An 18092-nucleotide genomic window follows, 5' to 3' on the forward strand; every position below is an offset into this window, starting at 1 on the left:
CCGGGGCTGTCCGGGCGGTCAGATGATCAAGAGATGTACGACCGGTTCCCTGATCCGGGCCGAGGGCAGGCAGTATGGGGGCGTGACCCTCATCGATCATCTGCCGAACGACGCCGACCCCGATGCCCTCTTCGAAGCCTTTTCGAGCTGGGCCGAGCAGCAGGGCATCTCGCTCTACCCTGCCCAGGAGGAGGCGCTGATCGAGGTGGTCTCGGGCGCGAACGTCATCCTCTCCACCCCCACCGGCTCCGGAAAGAGCCTGGTGGCGGCCGGTGCGCACTTCACCGCTCTGGCCAACGACCAGGTCACCTTCTACACCGCGCCCATCAAGGCCCTGGTGTCGGAGAAGTTCTTCGATCTGTGCAAGTTGTTCGGCACCGAGAACGTCGGGATGCTGACCGGCGACGCGTCGGTCAACTCCGACGCTCCGGTCATCTGCTGCACCGCGGAGGTGCTGGCGTCCATCGCACTGCGCGACGGCAGGCACGCCGACATCGGCCAGGTGGTGATGGACGAGTTCCACTTCTATGCCGAGGCGGACCGCGGCTGGGCCTGGCAGATTCCGCTGCTGGAACTGCCGCAGGCGCAGTTCGTCCTGATGTCGGCGACGCTCGGCGACATGGCCCGGTTCGAGGAGGACCTGACCCGGCGTACCGGCAAGCCGACGTCGGTGGTCCGCTCCGCGACCCGGCCCGTACCGCTGTCGTACGAATACCGCACGACGCCCATGACGGAGACGCTCACCGAGCTGCTGGAGACCCGCCAGTCCCCGGTCTACATCGTGCACTTCACCCAGGCCGCCGCGGTGGAGCGGGCGCAGGCGCTGATGAGCATCAATATGTGCACGCGCGCCGAGAAGGACGAGATCGCGCAGCTCATCGGGAACTTCCGGTTCACCACCAAGTTCGGGCGGAACCTTTCGCGGTACGTCCGGCACGGCATCGGTGTGCACCACGCCGGCATGCTGCCGAAGTACCGCCGGCTCGTGGAGAAGCTGGCCCAGGCGGGTCTGCTGAAGGTGATCTGCGGTACGGACACCCTCGGCGTCGGCGTCAACGTGCCCATCCGGACAGTGTTGTTCACCGCGCTGACGAAGTACGACGGGACCCGGGTACGGACGCTGCGGGCCCGGGAGTTCCATCAGATCGCGGGCCGCGCGGGCCGGGCCGGGTTCGATACGGCGGGCTTCGTGGTCGCCCAGGCCCCCGAGCACGTGGTGGAGAACGAGAAGGCGCTGGCGAAGGCGGGCGACGACCCGAAGAAGCGCCGCAAGGTCGTCCGCAAGAAGGCGCCGGAGGGCTTCGTCAACTGGGGCGAGAACACCTTCGAGAAGCTCATCGCCTCCGACCCCGAACCGCTGACCTCCCGCTTCCGGGTCACGCACGCCATGCTGCTGTCCGTGATCGCCCGGCCGGGCAATGCCTTCGACGCGATGCGCAGACTGCTGGAGGACAACCACGAGCCGCGCCGGAACCAGCTGCGCCACATCCGCCGGGCCATCGCGATCTACCGGTCGCTGCTGGACGGCGGAATCGTGGAGCGGCTGGCGGAGCCGGACGCGGAGGGCCGGATCGTGCGGCTGACCGTCGATCTCCAGCAGGACTTCGCGCTCAATCAGCCACTGTCCACCTTCGCGCTGGCCGCCTTCGACCTGCTCGACCCCGAGTCGCCGTCCTACGCGCTCGACATGGTCTCGGTCGTGGAGTCGACGCTGGACGATCCGCGTCAGATCCTGGCCGCGCAGCAGAACAAGGCCCGGGGCGAGGCGGTCGCCCAGATGAAGGCCGACGGCGTCGAGTACGAGGACCGCATGGAGCGGCTCATGGACGTCGAGTACCCCAAGCCGCTGGACGAGCTGCTCTCCCACGCCTACGACCTCTACCGCAGGAGCCATCCGTGGGTCGGCGACCATCCGCTGTCGCCGAAGTCGGTCATCCGCGATATGTACGAACGCGCCATGACCTTCACGGAGTTCACCTCGCACTACGAGCTGGCGCGGACCGAGGGAATCGTGCTGCGCTACCTCGCGAGCGCCTTCAAGGCGCTGGACCACACCGTGCCGGACGACCTGAAGTCCGAGGATTTCCAGGACATCGTCGCCTGGCTGGGCGAGATGGTGCGGCAGGTGGACTCCAGCCTGCTGGACGAGTGGGAACAGCTCGCCAATCCCGCGGAGGAGACGGCGGAGCAGGCCGCGGAGCGCGCCGATCAGGTCCGACCCGTCACGGCCAACGCCCGCGCCTTCCGCGTGTTGGTGCGCAATGCGATGTTCCGGCGGGTGGAGCTGGCGGCACTGGACAAGGTCGAGGAGCTCGGCGAGATGGATGCCGACTCCGGCTGGGGCGTGGACGCCTGGGGCGACGCGATGGACGCCTACTGGGACGAATACGACGAGCTCGGCACCGGCCCGGACGCGCGGGGCCCGAAGTTGCTGCAGATTCAGGAGGATGCCGCGCACGGCCTGTGGAAGGTGCGGCAGACTTTCGCCGACCCGAACGGTGATCACGACTGGGGCATCTCCGCGGAGGTGGATCTGGCCGCCTCCGACGAGGAGGGGCGCGCGGTGGTGCGCGTCACCGATGTGGGTCAGCTGTGACGAGACGGCTTCGACCGAGGCCGTCGACGGATGCGACGGAGGTCCACCGGCCATGACCAACCCCGCCGAGAAGCTGGTGGATCTCCTCGATCTCGAGCGGATCGAAGTGAACATCTTCCGGGGCCGCAGTCCGCAGGAAAACCTCCAGCGGGTCTTCGGCGGGCAGGTCGCGGGCCAGGCCCTGGTGGCGGCCGGGCGAACCACCGAAGGAGACCGCCCGGTCCACTCGTTGCACGCCTACTTCCTGCGTCCGGGCCGGCCCGGCGTGCCGATCGTGTACCAGGTCGAGCGGGTACGCGACGGGAGGTCCTTCACCACACGCCGGGTCGTCGCCGTCCAGCAGGGACGCACGATCTTCAATCTGACCGCCTCCTTTCACCGACCGGAACCCGGCTTCGACCATCAGTTGCCGATGCGCCGGTCCGTGCCCGGCCCGGAGGAACTGCCCACGGTCGCCGAGGAGGTCCGCCGGCACCTGGGCGACCTGCCCGAGGCCCTGGAGCGCTTCGCCCGCCGACAGCCGTTCGACATTCGCTACGTCGACCGATTGCGCTGGACGCCGGACGAGATCGAGGGAGCGGAGCCGCGCAGCGCGGTATGGATGCGTGCGGTGGGGCCCTTGGGCGACGACCCGCTGGTGCACACCTGTGCGCTGACCTACGCCAGCGATATGACGCTGCTGGACGCCGTCCGCATCCCGATCGAGCCGCTGTGGGGCCCCCGGGGCTTCGACATGGCCTCCCTCGACCATGCGATGTGGTTCCACCGTCCGTTCCGTGCGGATGAATGGTTCCTCTACGACCAGGAATCACCGATCGCCACCGGCGGCCGGGGGCTGGCCCGCGGCCGGATCTACGACCGCGAGGGCAGACTGCTGGTCTCCGTCGTCCAGGAGGGGCTCCTACGCCCTTATGGCCCAAGCCATATGGACGGGACCGACAAGGACGCTGCTCCAGAGGCGACCACCTGAGAGACCCCGGACGCGGCGCCAGGGGGCCGTCTCCTCATCGACGCCACAGCCACCACGGCTCAGGCCCGGCCGGTAGGGGCCCCGGGGAAACGAACCCAAGGCACGTGGACACGCGCCGAATGCCGGGTGTGCGTCGTTCTCCGCTACCGCTCTCACCAGGAGTGTTCTCCTTATGACCCCCCGTTCGGGTGGCTCTCACACCGTCACCGTCTCATCAGGGAAGTGTTCAAGCGCTATCTCAGAAAAGCGCCTGAGCGCCATCCAGCAAGGAGACAAGGCAGCCATGGCTCAAGGCACAGTGAAATCCTTCAACGCGGAGAAGGGGTACGGGTGGATCACGCCGGAGGGCAGTGGATCGGACCTCTTCGCCCACTACAGCGAAATTCAGTCGAGCGGCTTCAGGTCCCTCGATGAGGGCGACAAGGTCGAATTCGAGATCGGGCAAGGGACAAAGGGCCCGCAGGCTCAGCACATTGTGAAGCTCTGAAACCAAATCGGTCGCAGACGTCCACCGGCTGCCCGGTGGACGTTCCCGCCCACGCCGCGAGCCCGGCACACGACGCAGCGCGATCGCCCAGCCCAGCCCAGCCCAGCCGGGTGTCGTACCTCCGGGCCTCCGCCTGGACACCCGCCTCCGTCGCGCCGCCGCACCCTCCGTTCGGCTTCCGCCGCACGGTGCCATCGGCACAGCGCCGGAAGGTCCGCCGGGGCGTGATGGTCACCCGGCACGAGGCGAACCACGTCCGTGGCCGCCACCGTGCACCGCGTCCCCGCGTCCCCGCGTCCCCGCGTCCCCGCGTCCCGCAGGACAGTCACGCACGGGAGGCCCTCCCGCCTCACCACGGACAGGCGGCGTGTGGACCGATGCGCTGGTGCGCCGGAAGCGGCGGTTCCTGCTGTACCACCCCACGGCGCCGCTTCTCTCGCGAGCGGACAGAACCCGTTCCGCCCGAAGACCACTGATCCAGCTGGTCGGTGGCCGAATTGCTGTAGGCATAACCCGCAACCGCAACCCTCCGCCATAGCCGCTCGGGCAGGTCAAAGAACTGCCCAAGGTGCGAGGCCAGGAGCGCTTTTCCACGGGTCGAGCATAGGGGCCCACCATTCGGCGTAAGGCCAGGCGCGTGTGTTTGCCTGAGAAGGGCCTGGGGGATCTAATGGCCCACGAAGCAACTCATTTGGCGTAACGACCCACCAAGTACGCCCAGAAGGGGGCTGGTTGGCATGCCCGCGAACCCGAAACGCGGAGAAGACCCGCCGCGCCCATACATCGAAATCCGCGTGGGGGAAGCCCACTTCACTTGCGGTCGGGCCCCGGTCCGGTTCACCACCGGAGTGATCACGCTCGCCGTGTCGTTCGCAACCTGGTGGTTCTCGACGCACTAGCAAGCCGATCGGGCGAGGGACCAACAGCCTCCCGGTGGACGCGAACACCGGTCACTAATGTGCCAAGCCATGCCCCCCCGTCGGAACATGTTCTGACCTCTACACACCCAAGCCAAAAGCCGCTTGGGCCGCGTCGATAATCACATGGAGACACCCTTCCTGGCGCTCCCCCTCAAGCCTGCGGCGTTACCACCAGCAGGTGTGCAACTCCCTTGCCCTCACGGGAAGATCCTGATCACGCGACGCACTCCCCCTGGAGTACGCCCGGAAGGCTCATACCGTGAATGACGCAACTCCGCCTGCATTCACGTGGTGTGGGTTCCGCATGGGTAACTTCCGCATGATCGCCGGACGGGCCCCGCACGGTTCTTCGCAGGCGCGGCCGGCACCGCGGCAGGAGCCCTGATCGCTTGGCGGGTCAACACCCATTGGGACATACCCCTCAAGGATCCCAGTCGGAATCGAACCGGCGCACTCCCGCCAACAGGCGGACGCCCTCATCACCGAGCTACGGGATCAGGGACCAACTCCCTTGCCTCGTCCCGAAGGAGGGGACGGGGGCACAGGAGGAGCCGACGGCTGAGGGATCGCACCCGCCTCCACGCCCGACGCCGGAGAGGGCGGCCATGACCCCGCCTTCATCTCCATTGCCGGCCCTCTCGCCATATTCCTGGGCCCCACCATTTCCACTTCCGCTTTCTGACCGGAGAGCGTCCGACAGGAGACGCCAGATCGCCCTAAGAGGGGGCCCTTCGTTCTCCGTAGGGACGGGCACGACCGTCCCAGGAAGTACTTGCTCAGGGCGCCGCAGGAACTGTCCGAGCCCCCTGGGAGGGGCCGTTCAGGAAGCTCGGCGGCTCATTCCGCCGGGCCGCCGCCGGCCGCGCCGAGCCGGCACGGAGCCGGCCCGGGTCTTCGTGGCGGGCGGCCTCCAGGGCGCGGGAGAGATTGACGCGGTACCACAGCACCTCGTCGAACTCCTCCGCCGTCAATACCCGCTCCAGCGACTCGCGGGCGGCGACGGTCGCTGTGATCACCGAGACGAAGACGGGTTTGAGCCGGCGGAGCAGCGACCGCTCCCTGGGGTCCTCGACCACCGAGGCCGTCTCCTCCGGCGGCAGTACGGCAGCGAGCACCGCCGCCGACTCCCACGGGTCGCCCGTCTGCCCCATCAGCTGTGCCACCCGCCGGGCACGCCACTGCCGTGGCCGCCAGTCCTGCCCGCCGTCGAGCATCACACGCATCGCGGCGGGGGTGTTGCCCGCCAGCAACTCCGGCTCGCGATCGGCGAATTCGGCGATCTCGGCGGCGAGATAGAGCCACACCACCGCGCCGTAACGGTTCACATAGAACCTGACCGGGCCGCAGCAGCCGGCGCGTGTCAGGCGCTGGAAGCGTCCGGGGCCGATCCGCAGCAGCTCGGCCGCCTCGTTCGTGCCGACCGTACGGACGCGCTCGCGGAGCGCCTCGGGAAAACCCGGCTCGGCCTGCAGCCGGGCGATCTCCTCCGCCGCCACCCGGCGCCGCCCGAGGGGCCCGGCGACGCCCGGCCGGCCTTCCGCTCCGGCCACACGCACCTCACCGAGCTGGGTGGCGAGCTCGAACTCGCCACTCCGCAGCTCCAGTTCCTGGGCGGCCCGCCCCACAGCAAGCGTTTGCCGCCCCTCGCACGTCACTGTCATGTCGAACTCCCCCGCGCCTCAGTCGATTACTGACAGTCACGACTTTAGCGGCGGGCTGTGACAGTGCGTCAACCGCCACCTCAGACCTGTGGATAACTTTCCGTCCGGCGGACCGCGACGCCCAAGTGCTCCCCCACGCGATTGACCAACAGCGTCATTTCGTAGGCGATCTGCCCCATGTCCGCCTCCGCTCCGGCCAGCACACACAGACAACTACCGTCCCCCGCCGACGTCACGAACAGCATGCCGTCGTCGAACTCGACCATGGTCTGGCGCACCTGCCCGGCACGAAAGTGCAGCCCGGACCCCTTCGCAAGGCTGTGCAGTCCCGAGGCGACCGCCGCGAGATGTTCCGCGTCCGCCCTTTCCAACTCCTGACTCGCGCCGGTCACCAGCCCGTCGCTGGAGAGGACCATCGCGTGCCGTACCTTCTCCACCCGCTTGGTCAGGTCGTCCAGCAGCCAGTCGAGTCCGCTGCTCAGTGCCATGCCGCTTCCTCCCCGTGTCTCCGTCCGCTTCCTTGACCGGACGGCAGTGCGCAGTCAGTGTGCGACCGCCGTGCCAGCCTGTCCCACCTCCGGCGTCTCGGCAAGCGGGTCCGCGGACCGGCGTGCCACTGCGCGCCGTGTCCGCGACGGCGGGAGGATGTCGGCATGGCACACAAGATGACCAAGGACGAGTGGCGGATGTTCCTCTCCGAGGGCACTCGCACCGGCAAGCTGGCGACGGTACGGGCCGACGGTAGCCCGCACATCGCACCGGTGTGGTTCCTCATGGACGGCGACGAGCTGGTGTTCAACACCGGGAAGGAGACGGTCAAGGGCCGCAATATCGCCCGCGACGGCAGGATTTCGCTGTGCGTGGACGACGAACGTCCGCCGTTCTCCTTCGTGGTGGTGCAGGGGTCGGCGGAGATCAGTGGGGATCTCGCCGATGTGCGGCACTGGGCGGCCCGTATCGCGGCCCGCTACATGGGCGAGGACCGCGCCGAGGAGTTCGGCGCCCGCAACGGCGTGCCGGGGGAGCTCCTGGTGCGGGTGCGGATCGAAAAGGCCGTCGCCCTCGCGGGCCTCGCGGACTGACGGACCGTCGGCCTCTGCTACCCCGCGGTGTTCAGCTGCCGGGCGGTGTGCCGCCGCCCGGCGTGCTCCACCAGGCGCACCAGCACTTCCTTGCCCGAGTCGCGGTCGCGCGCGTCGCACAGCACCACCGGGGTCCCCCGGTCCAGGTCGAGCGCGCGGGCCACCTCGTCCGCGCCGTAGGAACGGGACTGGGCGAAGCAGTTGACGGCCACCAGGAACGGTATGGCGTGGCGCTCGAAGTAGTCCACGGCCGGGAAGCAGTCCGCCAGCCGCCGGGTGTCGGCCAGCACCACGGCGCCGAGCGCGCCCTCGGAGAGGTCGTCCCACAGGAACCAGAACCGGCCCTGGCCCGGGGTGCCGAAGAGGTAGAGGGACAGACCCTGTCTGATGGTGATGCGGCCGAAGTCCATGGCCACCGTGGTGGTGGCCTTGCCGTCCACCCCTCCGGTGTCGTCCACCGCCTCCCCCGCCTCGCTGAGCCGCTCCTCGGTGCGCAGCGGACGGATCTCGCTGACCGCCCCCACCAGGGTCGTCTTGCCCGCTCCGAAGCCGCCCGCGACTAAGATCTTCAGGCTCAACGGAGTGTCGGAGCCCGGGGTTTCGCCCTCCTGGGCCCCTCTTGCAGCGTTCATCGGACGTCTCCTCCAGGATGCGGTTCCGCGCACGTCAAGGGGGTGTTCGGATGCAGGGCTCGACAGGGGGAGCCCCCGGCGGCAGAGAGCCGTCCGGAAATCCATGGCGAGGACCGTACCTCTGACTGATCGCGGTTATCTGCAATTTCAACAAAACCGCGGTGATCCGATCGTCGCCTCGTCCCGCCTGGTGACGGTCCTCAATCCTCCGGTGTCCGCCCCCGGTGCCATGCCGTACGGGAACATGGGGGCATGACTCAACAGCAGACAACGGGGCGGGCCGATGGAGCCGTTGGTACGAACGCCCCCGCACGTACCGTCGAACGCAACGGCATCAACCCGGTACCCGTGTCCGAACGGCGCGGCACCGCACGGTCGTTGTTCTGGCCCTGGGCCGCCTCCGGGCTGTCCCTGCTGTGCATCGCGTACGGCAGCTATCTCATGGGCCTGGGGCTCAACCCGTGGCAGGCGGTCGTCACCGGGTTGGTCGGCTATGTGCTGTCGTTCGTCCTGGTCGGCCTGATCTCGGTGGCCGGGGCGCGCACCGGCGCACCCACCATGGCCCTGGGCCGGTCCGCCTTCGGACTGCAGGGCAACAAGCTGCCCACGCTGTTCAGTTATGTCTCCAACGTCGGCTGGGAGACGGTGCTGGTCGCGCTGTCCTCGCTGGGCGGGGCCGCCATCCTGGCGCGGGTCTCCCCCGGTGCCTTCGCACAGGCCGACGGGACGACGCCGACCACCATGGCGCAGGCGCTGTGCTTCGCTGTCACGGCGGTCTCGGTGGTGGTCGTGGGGATCTTCGGCCACGCGCTGATCATGAAGGTGCAGAAGTATCTGACCGCGGCGATCACCCTGATGACCGTGGTGTACATGGTGCTGATGGCCGACCACATCGACCTCCGGGCACTGGGTGGCGGCAGCCCGGCAGGCATAGGCCCCGTCATCGGGGGCGTGGTGTTCGCGATGACGCTGCTGGGGCTGGGGTGGGTCAACTGCGGCGCCGACTACAGCCGTTACCTTCCCACCGCCACCAGCGGCCGGGCCATCACCGGCTGGACGACGCTGGGCGGCGTGCTGGCCCCGGTGGTGCTGCTGGTGTTCGGGGTGCTGCTGAACGCCGGTGACCCCAAGCTCGCCGGGGCCACGGCCGCCGACCCGGTGAGCGCGCTCGCCGCGGCCCTGCCGACCTGGTTCCTGGTGCCGTATCTGCTCACCGCCATCGGGGGCTTCGCATCCGGGGCAATCATGGACATCTACAGCTCGGGCATGTCGATGCTGGCCCTGGGCATCCCTGTCCGGCGCCACTTCGCGGTGCTGGTGGACGGTGTGCTGATGGCCCTCGGGGGCTGGTATGTGCTGTTCGTCTCGCCCAGCTTCTTCGCCACCTTCCAGGCGTTCCTGTCCATCATCGGGGTGGCGATGGCCGCCTGGTCGGCGGTCTTCCTGGTGGAACAGTGGCGCCGCCGCCGGATCGGCTTCGACCTGACCGCCGTGCGGCCCATGGGGTGGCCCGCGGTAGTCTCACTCGCCCTGGCCACCGTCGTCGGACTCGGCCTGGTCACCTCCGCCGATCCGCATATCGCCCGGGTCGTGGGCTTCCTGCTCAGCGACGCCGCCGCGCACGGCACACTGGGCGCCATGAATCTCGGCGTGGTGGTGGCCCTGGCCGTCGCGGCCGTCCTGTACGCCGTGACCGCCCCCCTGGCCGACCGTTCCGCCCCCGAAGGAGAGAGATGACCGACCAGCACGCAGACGGGCCCCACGAGGCGCGCGCGTTCTTCGGTCCCCGCGCCGCGGGCTGGGACGCCAAGTTCCCCGACGACGGCCCCGCCTACGCGGCGGGCGTGGGCGAACTGGGCCTTCGGGACGGCGACCGCGTCCTGGACGCCGGCTGTGGCACGGGGCGCGCTCTGCCCGCGCTCCGGGAGGCCGTGGGGCCGCGCGGGACGGTGCTGGGCGCGGATCTCACCCCGGAGATGCTGCGGGCGGCCGTGCGGGCCGGACGCGACCGCTGCGCGGGGCTGCTGCTCGCCGACGTCGGCCGGCTTCCGCTGCCCGACGCCGCGCTCGACGCCGTCTTCGCCGCCGGGCTCCTCTCCCATCTGCCCCACTCGGCGGACGGGCTCGCCGAACTGGCCAGGATCACACGCCCCGGTGGCCGGCTGGCCCTCTTCCACCCCATCGGCCGGGCGGCGCTCGCCGCGCGCAAGGGCCACGCGATCACCCCCGGCGACCTGAGAGCGGAGCCGAATCTGCGGCCCCTGCTGGCGGACAGCGGCTGGGAACTGGTCCGGTTCGTGGACGAGGACGCCCGCTATCTGGCCCTGGCGGTCCGGCGGGGGTGAAGCGCCCGGGCACCGCTCACCGGGGCGCCGGGTCCTCGCCGTGCGGCACCGGACAGCCGCTCACCGTGCGCGTTCCGGGAAAGGTGCCGAGGCCGGCGACCCGGAAGCCGTTGGGATAGCCCTTGATCTCGGGGTTCTGGCGGGCGTAGTGCGGCTTGCGGCGGGGCGGGAGCAGTCGTACGACCCTGGCGCGCAGCTTCAGGGCGCCGCGGACCGCCTTGCGGACCGCCGGTGCGGGCCGCTCATAGCGGAAGGTGTCCAGCAGCGTGTCGTCCAGCAGGGCCGTGCTCGCGCCGCGCACCAACGGAGCGAGCGGCCCGTACCAGCCCGCCATCAGGTCCAGGGTGGCGTCCGAGACGCGCCGGGCGCCCTCGTCCCAGCCGAAGTGGGCCTCTTCGTAGTCCTCCAGGCAACGGCTGAAGTCCTGGAAGGTCTGGGGGAGTTCGGTGATGCCCAGATGGCGGCCGAGGGTCCGGTAGTAGGCCGCCATGGCGTGCTTCTCGTGCTCGCTCAGCCGGCGCCAGCCGTACTGGCCGATCCAGCGTTCGGGCACCACCACGAAGGTGCACAGGACATACCGCATGTCGTCGTTGCTGATGTCGTAGCTGCGGTGCATCTGGTTCATCCGGCGGATCGCCGTCCGGCCGTCCCGGCCGTCGAAGCCGTGTTCGAGGACGGCGTCCAGGAGGAGGGCGGTGTCGTCGTAGCGTTTTTGCGTGCGGCCCGTCAGTTCCGCCGTCTCGGCGAGGAGTCGGCCGATGCTCGGTACGGCGTAGGTGCGGTAGAGGGCCAATTCCAGGGCCCTGGTCATGTCCCAGGGGAATTCATGGGTCGCGGTGATGCGGTGGATCCGCAGGAAGTCACGCTCCGGGTCGAGCCGCCGGATCTCCTTCAGCCAGTCGTAGCGCCGCACTTGGTGCCCGTCCCTTCGTCCGCCGACGTTCCCACTTTATGGGCGATGGACATGCTCGACGAGGGTGACGGGCGTCAGATCGAGAGGGGAAACGGCCGAATTCTCACGCGATATCGCCCGGGCGATCCGCGGCGTCGGGCAGCCCTCCGGTGAGGGGGGGGCGCCAGGTCCCGCCGCGGTGGCGGACCGGCGCGCGGGCACCACCTCTTCGAGGCGGCCGCGGTGCATGTGGCGGCGGGCGACGAGGCCGACGAGGAACACCGTGCGGAGGCGGCGGGACGGGTGTCGCCCGAAGCGCTCGCCTTCGGGATCGACGAACTGGCCTGCCGCGCGCTGATCGTTCGGGCCCGAAAGCGTCAGCAGCCGCCGCTGGAGGTCGACCGGGAGCTCCTGGGGCTGCCGGCGGCGCCGTAGCGGTCCGTCACCGTGGGGTCCGGCACGGCCAGCGCACGCCGGACGGGCATCCCGGTCCGGCCGGCCAGGGCGAGCCGCTCGGTGACCTCTCGCGGGGTGCGCGGGCGGTAGCCCGGCCCCGTGCCGCAGCAGCCGCCGTGGAAGGTCAGCCCGGCACGCAGTACGGCGCCGAGCGCGCGCCAGCCTGCGGTGTCCCGCTTCTTGGGGACCGCCAGGTCGGCACCCGCGTCGATCAGCGCGGCCCGGCACTGCGGGCAGCGACTCGGCCCCGGCACGGTGGCCGTCTTCTTGTACGCGACCCGGCAGTCCAGGCACACGAAGTGCATCCGGCGGCTGTAGAAACACATGTGTGCAGCGTACGGCGGGTGACAAGGCCGTACCCAGCCAATTAAGGTGCGCCGATGTGTTCCGGATGGATCGGATGGGGAGGCCCCGCGTGCCCGCGACCGAGAGCGTCGACAGCGACCAGTTGTTCGTGCTGACCGCGGTGCTGCTGACGCCCGCGCAGTTTCCGAGCGTGCTCGGCGACGACTACCCCGAGGTATGCGCCGACCTCGGGCTCGAACCGTACGCCGAGGGCTACGGGCTCGTCCTCGGCCAGGACGGCAACGGTGCGCGCTGGACGGTGGCGACGGAGGACGTGTCGCTGGTCGCCTGCGCCATCGCTGCGTGGGACTGCGGCATGGAGTACGACCTCTCGCCCCGGGAGGACAGCATCGTCGGGGCACTGCCCGGCTGGCCGCTCGCCCTCGCCGTCTCGGCGCCGGAGGTGCCCGAGCCGCACGACCCGGAGCCGCAGGAAGGCGACCCGGCGCCGCTCAGTCCGCCGGACGCCGAGGGCTGGGGACCGGCGCAACGCCGTCTCGGCGCCGACGAGATCGCGCTGCAGTGGGCTGCGTGGCGCGAGCAGGTGGACGACGCCGAGACCTTTGCAGAGCCGGGCGAGGGGACGCACCAGGGCGTCCAGCGGGTGCTGGCCCAGGCGCGCGGGTATGTGCAGCAGCCGCCGCCGCCCGGCCGGGTGCGGTCGTCGTTCGCGGCGGGCGAGGCGCGCACGCTGCGGGTGGACGGGCCGGGGTGGAGCATGGTCGCCCGCACCGACGACATCGCCTTCGTGCTGCTGGACGAGGAGCCGGGCGAGGTGCACCCGGTGGGCCGGGGGCCGGAACTCCCGGGGCTGCTCGCGTCGCTGGACAACTTGGCGGTGCGGCCTTCCTGACGCCGACGGGCCGAGGCCCCGGGCACTGACGGCCGCCGCCGCGAGGCCGGGGCGGCCCGCGCGAGGCGCGTCGCCCGCGGCCCGTGCGTCAGCGCCCGATTTCCTTGCGGGTGACGCGGCGCAGCCGGCGGCGTTGCGAGCGATCGAGCGTCAGATATGCGACGGCCGGGACCCCGATCATCACCAAAAGTGCCGCCCAGAGGGGCAGCAGCCACAGCAGGATCACTCCCACCGCGATGCCGCCGACCGCGACCTTCGCCTGTGTGGACATCCGTCACGTCCCTTCCGCGGCCCACGCCGCGCTCTGTGTATTCCATTGAACGCCGTTTTCGCTCCGCAGGTTCCCTCATGAGCCGTTCGATCCGGTACCCTCGGGCGCTTCAGGCGCCAGTAGTCAAATTTGAGGAGTCTTCGGCCCAGTGGCATCACTCCCCGCGGTCCCGACCGCACACCTCACCGAGCTCGGCCGCTGCGCAGCGGTGTTCCTGCCGTCGGACCCGCCCCGTACCGGAAGGGTGGCGTTCTGGCGCCCCGACGGCGAACCGATCGCGGTCGCCGACGACGGCCACGGGCCGACGGCGGACGAGCTCGCCGTCGTCCTACCGGACCAGAACGGCGAGGTGTATGTGTCCGCCGTCCCCGCCGTGTTCCTTCCGGTGGCCGCGGCGCTGCCCGTCCTGACCCGGGCCCGGGCCGCCCGCGGCGCCGATCCGGCCGCCGCCTTCTGGGGCTCCGCCGGTGTCCTGGCGCTCCAGCTGGCCGCCCGCGGACGGCTGCTGCCAGGGCTCAGCCCCGCCGATCACGACGCCTGGCGCCTGGGCCCGCTCGATCCGGCCGACGTGCAGCGGCTGCGCGAGCTGGCCGCCGCCATGCCACCGTACGCACACGCCACCCCGCTCTCCCCGGACACCGGCCTCCTCGAACTGCCCGAACCGGAGCAGCACGTACGGGCCTTCCTGGACGCGGTCGCCGACGGCCTGCCGCGCTCCCCCGCGGCGGAGCCGGCCGCCGGCGGACCGGCGTTCGCGGCGCCGGCCCCCCAGCACCTCCCCGAGCAGCGTGCCTGGGCGGCGGAGATCGCGGCCGGCCATGACGCGGGCGTGCGGATCTCGCTGCGGGTGGAGGTGCACGGGATCGACACACCCCAGGGAGCCACCTTCACCGCCGTGCTCCAACTGCACGGCCCGGCCGACCCGACGCTGGTCGCCGATGCCGCCGAGGTGTGGGCCGGGGCATCGGCGGCGGGGCGGGCGTTCGGACCGCGGGCCCGGATGGACACCCTGCTCACTCTGCGCCGTGCCGCCGGCAGCTGGCCGGCGCTCACCCCGTTGCTGTCCGCGGCGGTGCCGGACTCGCTGCCGCTGGCCGACGAGGAGGTCGCCGAACTCCTGGGACCGGCCGGCCGCGCGCTGGCCGCCGCCGGAGTGCAGGTCCACTGGCCCAAGGGGCTGGCGCGCAAGCTCACCGGCCGGGCGGTGGTGGGGCCGCCCGGCCCGATGGACGGGGCGGGCTCCCGGATGCCGTCGCTGCTCTCGGCCGATGCGCTGCTCTCGTTCAGCTGGCGGTTCGCGGTGGGCGGCCAGGAGATCGACAGGGCCGAACTGGAGCGGCTCGCCGAGACCGGGCGTCCGCTGGTGCGGCTGCGCGACGCATGGGTGCTGCTCGACCCGGAGGCGCTGCGCGGCGCCCGCGACCGCCGCGACCGTGAGGTCACCCCGCTCGACGCGCTCGGCGCGGCCCTCACCGGGACCGCCGAGGACGACGAGGGCCGCCCGGTGCCCGTGGCGGCGTCCGGCTGGCTCGCCGAGCTGCGCGACCGGCTCGCGGATCCGGAGCGGGCGGACGCGGCGCCCGTACGGCAGCCCGCAGCACTCGCCGCGACGCTGCGCGACTACCAGCTGCGCGGGCTCGACTGGCTGCACCGGATGACCTCGCTCGGACTGGGCTGCACGCTCGCCGACGACATGGGGCTGGGCAAGACCATCACCCTGATCGCGCTCCATCTGCACCGGCAGACCCTCCCGGGCTCGGCCGGGCCCACCCTCGTCGTCTGCCCCACCTCCCTGATGGGCAACTGGCAGCGGGAGATCGAGAAGTTCGCCCCGGGCACGCCCGTGCGCCGCTTCCACTCCGGGCGGCGCAGCCTGGCAGACCTGGCCGACGGCACCTTCGTACTCACCACCTACGGCACGATGCGGCTCGATGCCGGGAGGCTGGCGGAGGTGGGCTGGGGGCTGGTCGTCGCCGACGAGGCGCAGCACGTCAAGAATCCGTTCTCCGCGACCGCAAGGGCGCTGCGCACCCTCCCTGCCGGGGCCCGGGTCGCACTGAGCGGTACCCCCGTGGAGAACAATCTCTCCGAACTCTGGGCGATCATGGACTGGACGACCCCGGGGCTGCTGGGACCGCTGGGCCGGTTCCGGGCGCGCTGCGCCCAGGTCATCGAGAGCGGCACGGCGGGGTCGGCGGAGGCCGCTGCGGCGGCCGACCGACTGGCCCGGCTGGTGCGGCCGTTCCTGCTCCGCCGCCGCAAGACGGATCCGGGGATCGCGCCGGAACTGCCGCCGAAGACGGAGACCGACCGGGCGGTGGCACTGACCGAGGAGCAGGCCGGACTGTACGAGGCCGTGGTGCGTGAGGGGCTCGGCGACATCGCCGGGGCGGACGGGTTCGCGCGCCGTGGGCTGGTGGTCAAACTCCTCACCTCCCTCAAGCAGATCTGCAACCATCCCGCGCAGTATCTGAAGGAGGGGGAGGCGCACGGGACCTCCCCGGTGCACCCTGCGGACGGGAACCCGCCGCGCATCGCCGGTCGTTCGGGGAAGGTGGAGCTGCTGGACGAACTGCTGGACACCATCCTCGCGGAGGGCGCGAGTGTGCTGGTGTTCACGCAGTACGTGCAGATGGCACGGCTGTTGGAGCGGCATCTGGCGGCGCGTGGGGTGGCCACCCAGCTGCTGCACGGCGGAACACCGGTCGCGCGACGCGAGGAGATGGTGCGGCGGTTCCAGGAGGGTGCCGCTCCGGTGTTCCTGCTGTCGCTCAAGGCGGCCGGCACGGGCCTCAACCTCACCCGGGCCGCGCATGTGGTGCATTTCGACCGGTGGTGGAATCCGGCCGTCGAGGCTCAGGCCACCGACCGCGCGTACCGCATCGGACAGACCCGGCCGGTGCAGGTCCACCGCATGATCACGGAGGGCACGATCGAGGACCGGATCGCCGAAATGCTCTCCCGCAAACAGCAGTTGGCGGATGCGGTTCTGGGGTCGGGCGAGGCGGCGCTGACCGAGCTCACCGATGCCGAGCTGGCGGACCTGGTCACCCTGCGAGGGAGCGAGCGATGAAGACACCCGTGGAGAGGGACGCACCCGTGGATCAGTACGGCCCCGAGCGGACCTTCGCGGCGCTGCCGGCGGCTCGCGGTCGAGCGTTCGCACGGAGCTGGTGGGGGCTGGCCTGGCTCAAGGCACTCGAGGACACGGCGCTCGACGGCGAGCAGCTGAAGCTGGGGCGGCGGCATGCGCGCGCCGGTGCGGTGGGGGCGGTATCGGTACGGCCCGGCCGGATCACCGCCGTCGTGCAGGACCGTGACCACACCCGGCATCGCTCCGATGTGCTGCTGCAGCAGCTGAGCACGGCGGACTGGGACCGCTTCCTGGACATGGTCGCGGACCGGGCCGGGCACATCGCGGCGCTGCTGGACCGGGACATGCCGCCGGTGCTGGTGGAGGACGCGGCCGCGGCGGGCATCGAACTCCTGCCGTCCATCGGTGACCTGGAGTCCGCGTGCAGCTGTGAGGCATGGGACCACTGCGCGCATTCCGCCGCGCTGTGCTACCAGTTGGCACGACTGCTGGACGAGGACCCGTTCGTGCTGCTGCTGTTGCGCGGCCGCGGCGAAGAGGACCTGCTCGGCGAACTGCAGGCGCGCAGCGCGCCGCGGGCCGCCCCGGCGGGTGGGGCGGTCCGGCCCACCGCAGGCGTGCCGGCCGCGGAGGCGTACGCCGCGCGCGGCATCCTGCCGCCGCTTCCCGCCCCGCCGCCGGCCGTGCCGGCCCCGGGCCCCGCGCCGGCACTCGGCGGCGGCACCCCGCCCGCCCCCGGAGTGGAGGTGGCCGCGCTGGAGTTCCTGGCGGCGGACGCGGCGGCGCGCGCCCAGCGGCTGCTGGCGGACGCGCTCTCCGCCCGGCACCCGGACAGCCCACCGCCGCCCGTGCTGACGCCCGAACAGGACGCGGTGCGGCTGGCGGCGGCCGGTCCCGGCGAGCCGGCGACCGCGCGGCTCGCGGCCGGTTCGGGGCGTACGCCGCGAAGCCTGGCGCTTGCCGTGCGGGCCTGGGAGTTCGGGGGGACGGCCGGGCTCGCGGCCCTGGAGGAGGACTGGACGCCGGAGCCCGATGAGTTGGCCCGGGCCCGGGACCGGCTCGCCGGCGCCTGGGAGGAGGGCGAGGCCCGGCCGCGGCTGCGCGCCGTCGGCAACCGCTGGACAGTGGTCGGCGGCGGGGCCCAGCTGCGCTACGGCCGCGACGGCCGCTGGTGGCCGTTCCGCAGGGAGCACGGCCGGTGGGCGCCGGCGGGCCCGGCCACGGACGATCCGGCCGGTGCGCTGGCTGGGGTGGCGGACGCCGGCCGCGACGCGGACCACGACGGCCTCGGCCCCGGCCGTCCAAGGGAGGGCTGATCGGCCGAACCTGCCGAATCCGGCTGCGCCGCGCGCCCCGCCGTGATTCGCTGATCCGATCCCCCGACGCCCCGGCCGTCGCCCCGCAGCGAGGAGGACCAGTGACCGGCACTTCGCACCGCGCGCCGCAGCACACGTCGTACGAACCCCCGCAGGATGATCCGGGCCCGTC

General features: G+C 71.3%; 16 protein-coding genes and 1 tRNA gene. 10 read left to right on the top strand and 7 right to left on the bottom strand.

From position 1 onward, the window contains the following. Positions 1-82: 82 nt before the first annotated feature. The 3 genes from ACGFML_RS14100 to ACGFML_RS14110 all read left to right on the top strand — a co-directional run bounded on the left by ACGFML_RS14100 (position 83) and on the right by ACGFML_RS14110 (position 4053). Positions 83-2596 carry a DEAD/DEAH box helicase gene (locus ACGFML_RS14100; RefSeq protein ID WP_393543348.1) on the top strand — a complete coding sequence of 838 codons (2514 nt, stop codon included), beginning with the start codon at positions 83-85 and terminating at the stop codon, positions 2594-2596. Between the two features lie 52 nt (positions 2597-2648). Continuing rightward, entirely contained in the window at positions 2649-3566 is a 918-nt protein-coding gene (locus ACGFML_RS14105) for an acyl-CoA thioesterase (protein WP_393543349.1), read from the top strand. 283 nt (positions 3567-3849) lie between these two features. Then, positions 3850-4053, top strand: a complete 204-nt coding sequence (locus ACGFML_RS14110; protein WP_393543777.1) for a cold-shock protein — start codon at positions 3850-3852, stop codon at positions 4051-4053. Positions 4054-5398: 1345 nt separating this feature from the next. On the opposite strand, the gene ACGFML_RS14115 is transcribed toward ACGFML_RS14110, so the two are convergent. From ACGFML_RS14115 to ACGFML_RS14125, 3 genes are all read right to left on the bottom strand, one after another. Then, a tRNA-OTHER gene (locus ACGFML_RS14115) sits at positions 5399-5470 on the bottom strand. 279 nt (positions 5471-5749) lie between these two features. Then, a complete protein-coding gene (locus tag ACGFML_RS14120; protein ID WP_393543351.1) occupies positions 5750-6634 on the bottom strand; it encodes a DUF6397 family protein in 885 nt (294 codons plus the stop codon). 80 nt (positions 6635-6714) lie between these two features. Beyond that, positions 6715-7122, bottom strand: coding sequence for a roadblock/LC7 domain-containing protein (locus tag ACGFML_RS14125; RefSeq protein WP_393543353.1), 408 nt, complete (start codon positions 7120-7122; stop codon positions 6715-6717). Positions 7123-7287: 165 nt separating this feature from the next. Here ACGFML_RS14125 and ACGFML_RS14130 point away from each other — a divergent pair, with 165 nt between their 5' ends. After that, entirely contained in the window at positions 7288-7716 is a 429-nt protein-coding gene (locus tag ACGFML_RS14130; RefSeq protein ID WP_393543355.1) for a PPOX class F420-dependent oxidoreductase, read from the top strand. Positions 7717-7733: 17 nt separating this feature from the next. Here ACGFML_RS14130 and ACGFML_RS14135 read toward each other — a convergent pair whose 3' ends face one another. Further along, complete coding sequence (locus ACGFML_RS14135; protein WP_393543357.1) at positions 7734-8348, bottom strand: ATP/GTP-binding protein; 615 nt, start codon at positions 8346-8348, stop codon at positions 7734-7736. Between the two features lie 252 nt (positions 8349-8600). Here ACGFML_RS14135 and ACGFML_RS14140 point away from each other — a divergent pair, with 252 nt between their 5' ends. Together ACGFML_RS14140 and ACGFML_RS14145 are read left to right on the top strand one after the other, a co-directional pair. Continuing rightward, positions 8601-10085, top strand: a complete 1485-nt coding sequence (locus ACGFML_RS14140) for a purine-cytosine permease family protein (protein ID WP_393543359.1) — start codon at positions 8601-8603, stop codon at positions 10083-10085. After that, on the top strand, positions 10082-10693 hold the full coding sequence (locus ACGFML_RS14145; protein WP_393543361.1) for a class I SAM-dependent methyltransferase: 612 nt from the start codon (positions 10082-10084) through the stop codon (positions 10691-10693). The genes ACGFML_RS14140 and ACGFML_RS14145 overlap by 4 nt, the downstream gene beginning before the upstream one ends. Before the next feature lie 16 nt (positions 10694-10709). On the opposite strand, the gene ACGFML_RS14150 is transcribed toward ACGFML_RS14145, so the two are convergent. Further along, complete coding sequence (locus ACGFML_RS14150; protein WP_393543363.1) at positions 10710-11606, bottom strand: oxygenase MpaB family protein; 897 nt, start codon at positions 11604-11606, stop codon at positions 10710-10712. Between the two features lie 222 nt (positions 11607-11828). Here ACGFML_RS14150 and ACGFML_RS14155 point away from each other — a divergent pair, with 222 nt between their 5' ends. Next, positions 11829-12020: a hypothetical protein gene (locus ACGFML_RS14155; protein ID WP_393543365.1), complete on the top strand. Its 192-nt coding sequence runs from the start codon at positions 11829-11831 to the stop codon at positions 12018-12020. Here the strand turns inward: ACGFML_RS14155 and ACGFML_RS14160 are convergent. Further along, complete coding sequence (locus tag ACGFML_RS14160) at positions 11963-12367, bottom strand: hypothetical protein (protein WP_393543367.1); 405 nt, start codon at positions 12365-12367, stop codon at positions 11963-11965. The genes ACGFML_RS14155 and ACGFML_RS14160 overlap by 58 nt on opposite strands. An 89-nt stretch (positions 12368-12456) precedes the next feature. Between ACGFML_RS14160 and ACGFML_RS14165 the strand changes: the two genes are divergently transcribed. Beyond that, positions 12457-13239, top strand: coding sequence for a hypothetical protein (locus ACGFML_RS14165; RefSeq protein ID WP_393543369.1), 783 nt, complete (start codon positions 12457-12459; stop codon positions 13237-13239). Between the two features lie 88 nt (positions 13240-13327). On the opposite strand, the gene ACGFML_RS14170 is transcribed toward ACGFML_RS14165, so the two are convergent. Beyond that, entirely contained in the window at positions 13328-13510 is a 183-nt protein-coding gene (locus ACGFML_RS14170; RefSeq protein WP_393543371.1) for a hypothetical protein, read from the bottom strand. 148 nt (positions 13511-13658) lie between these two features. Between ACGFML_RS14170 and ACGFML_RS14175 the strand changes: the two genes are divergently transcribed. Further along, on the top strand, positions 13659-16583 hold the full coding sequence (locus tag ACGFML_RS14175) for a DEAD/DEAH box helicase (protein ID WP_393543373.1): 2925 nt from the start codon (positions 13659-13661) through the stop codon (positions 16581-16583). After that, entirely contained in the window at positions 16580-17920 is a 1341-nt protein-coding gene (locus tag ACGFML_RS14180; RefSeq protein WP_393543375.1) for an SWF or SNF family helicase, read from the top strand. The genes ACGFML_RS14175 and ACGFML_RS14180 overlap by 4 nt, the downstream gene beginning before the upstream one ends. Positions 17921-18092: the final 172 nt, after the last annotated feature.

It is taken from the genome of Streptomyces sp. NPDC048650, from assembly GCF_043199095.1.
In the GTDB taxonomy this organism is placed as follows: Bacteria; Actinomycetota; Actinomycetes; order Streptomycetales; family Streptomycetaceae; genus Streptomyces.

Excerpts from the sequence above, each read along its gene's own strand:
- ACGFML_RS14140 (WP_393543359.1), top strand. The coding sequence starts at position 8,601 with ATGACTCAACAGCAGACAACGGGGCGGGCCGATGGAGCCGTTGGTACG.
- ACGFML_RS14125 (WP_393543353.1), bottom strand. The coding sequence starts at position 7,122 with ATGGCACTGAGCAGCGGACTCGACTGGCTGCTGGACGACCTGACCAAG.
- ACGFML_RS14160 (WP_393543367.1), bottom strand. The coding sequence starts at position 12,367 with ATGTGTTTCTACAGCCGCCGGATGCACTTCGTGTGCCTGGACTGCCGG.
- ACGFML_RS14120 (WP_393543351.1), bottom strand. The coding sequence starts at position 6,634 with ATGACAGTGACGTGCGAGGGGCGGCAAACGCTTGCTGTGGGGCGGGCC.
- ACGFML_RS14110 (WP_393543777.1), top strand. The coding sequence starts at position 3,850 with ATGGCTCAAGGCACAGTGAAATCCTTCAACGCGGAGAAGGGGTACGGG.
- ACGFML_RS14105 (WP_393543349.1), top strand. The coding sequence starts at position 2,649 with ATGACCAACCCCGCCGAGAAGCTGGTGGATCTCCTCGATCTCGAGCGG.
- ACGFML_RS14145 (WP_393543361.1), top strand. The coding sequence starts at position 10,082 with ATGACCGACCAGCACGCAGACGGGCCCCACGAGGCGCGCGCGTTCTTC.
- ACGFML_RS14130 (WP_393543355.1), top strand. The coding sequence starts at position 7,288 with ATGGCACACAAGATGACCAAGGACGAGTGGCGGATGTTCCTCTCCGAG.
- ACGFML_RS14180 (WP_393543375.1), top strand. The coding sequence starts at position 16,580 with ATGAAGACACCCGTGGAGAGGGACGCACCCGTGGATCAGTACGGCCCC.
- ACGFML_RS14170 (WP_393543371.1), bottom strand. The coding sequence starts at position 13,510 with ATGTCCACACAGGCGAAGGTCGCGGTCGGCGGCATCGCGGTGGGAGTG.
- ACGFML_RS14135 (WP_393543357.1), bottom strand. The coding sequence starts at position 8,348 with ATGAACGCTGCAAGAGGGGCCCAGGAGGGCGAAACCCCGGGCTCCGAC.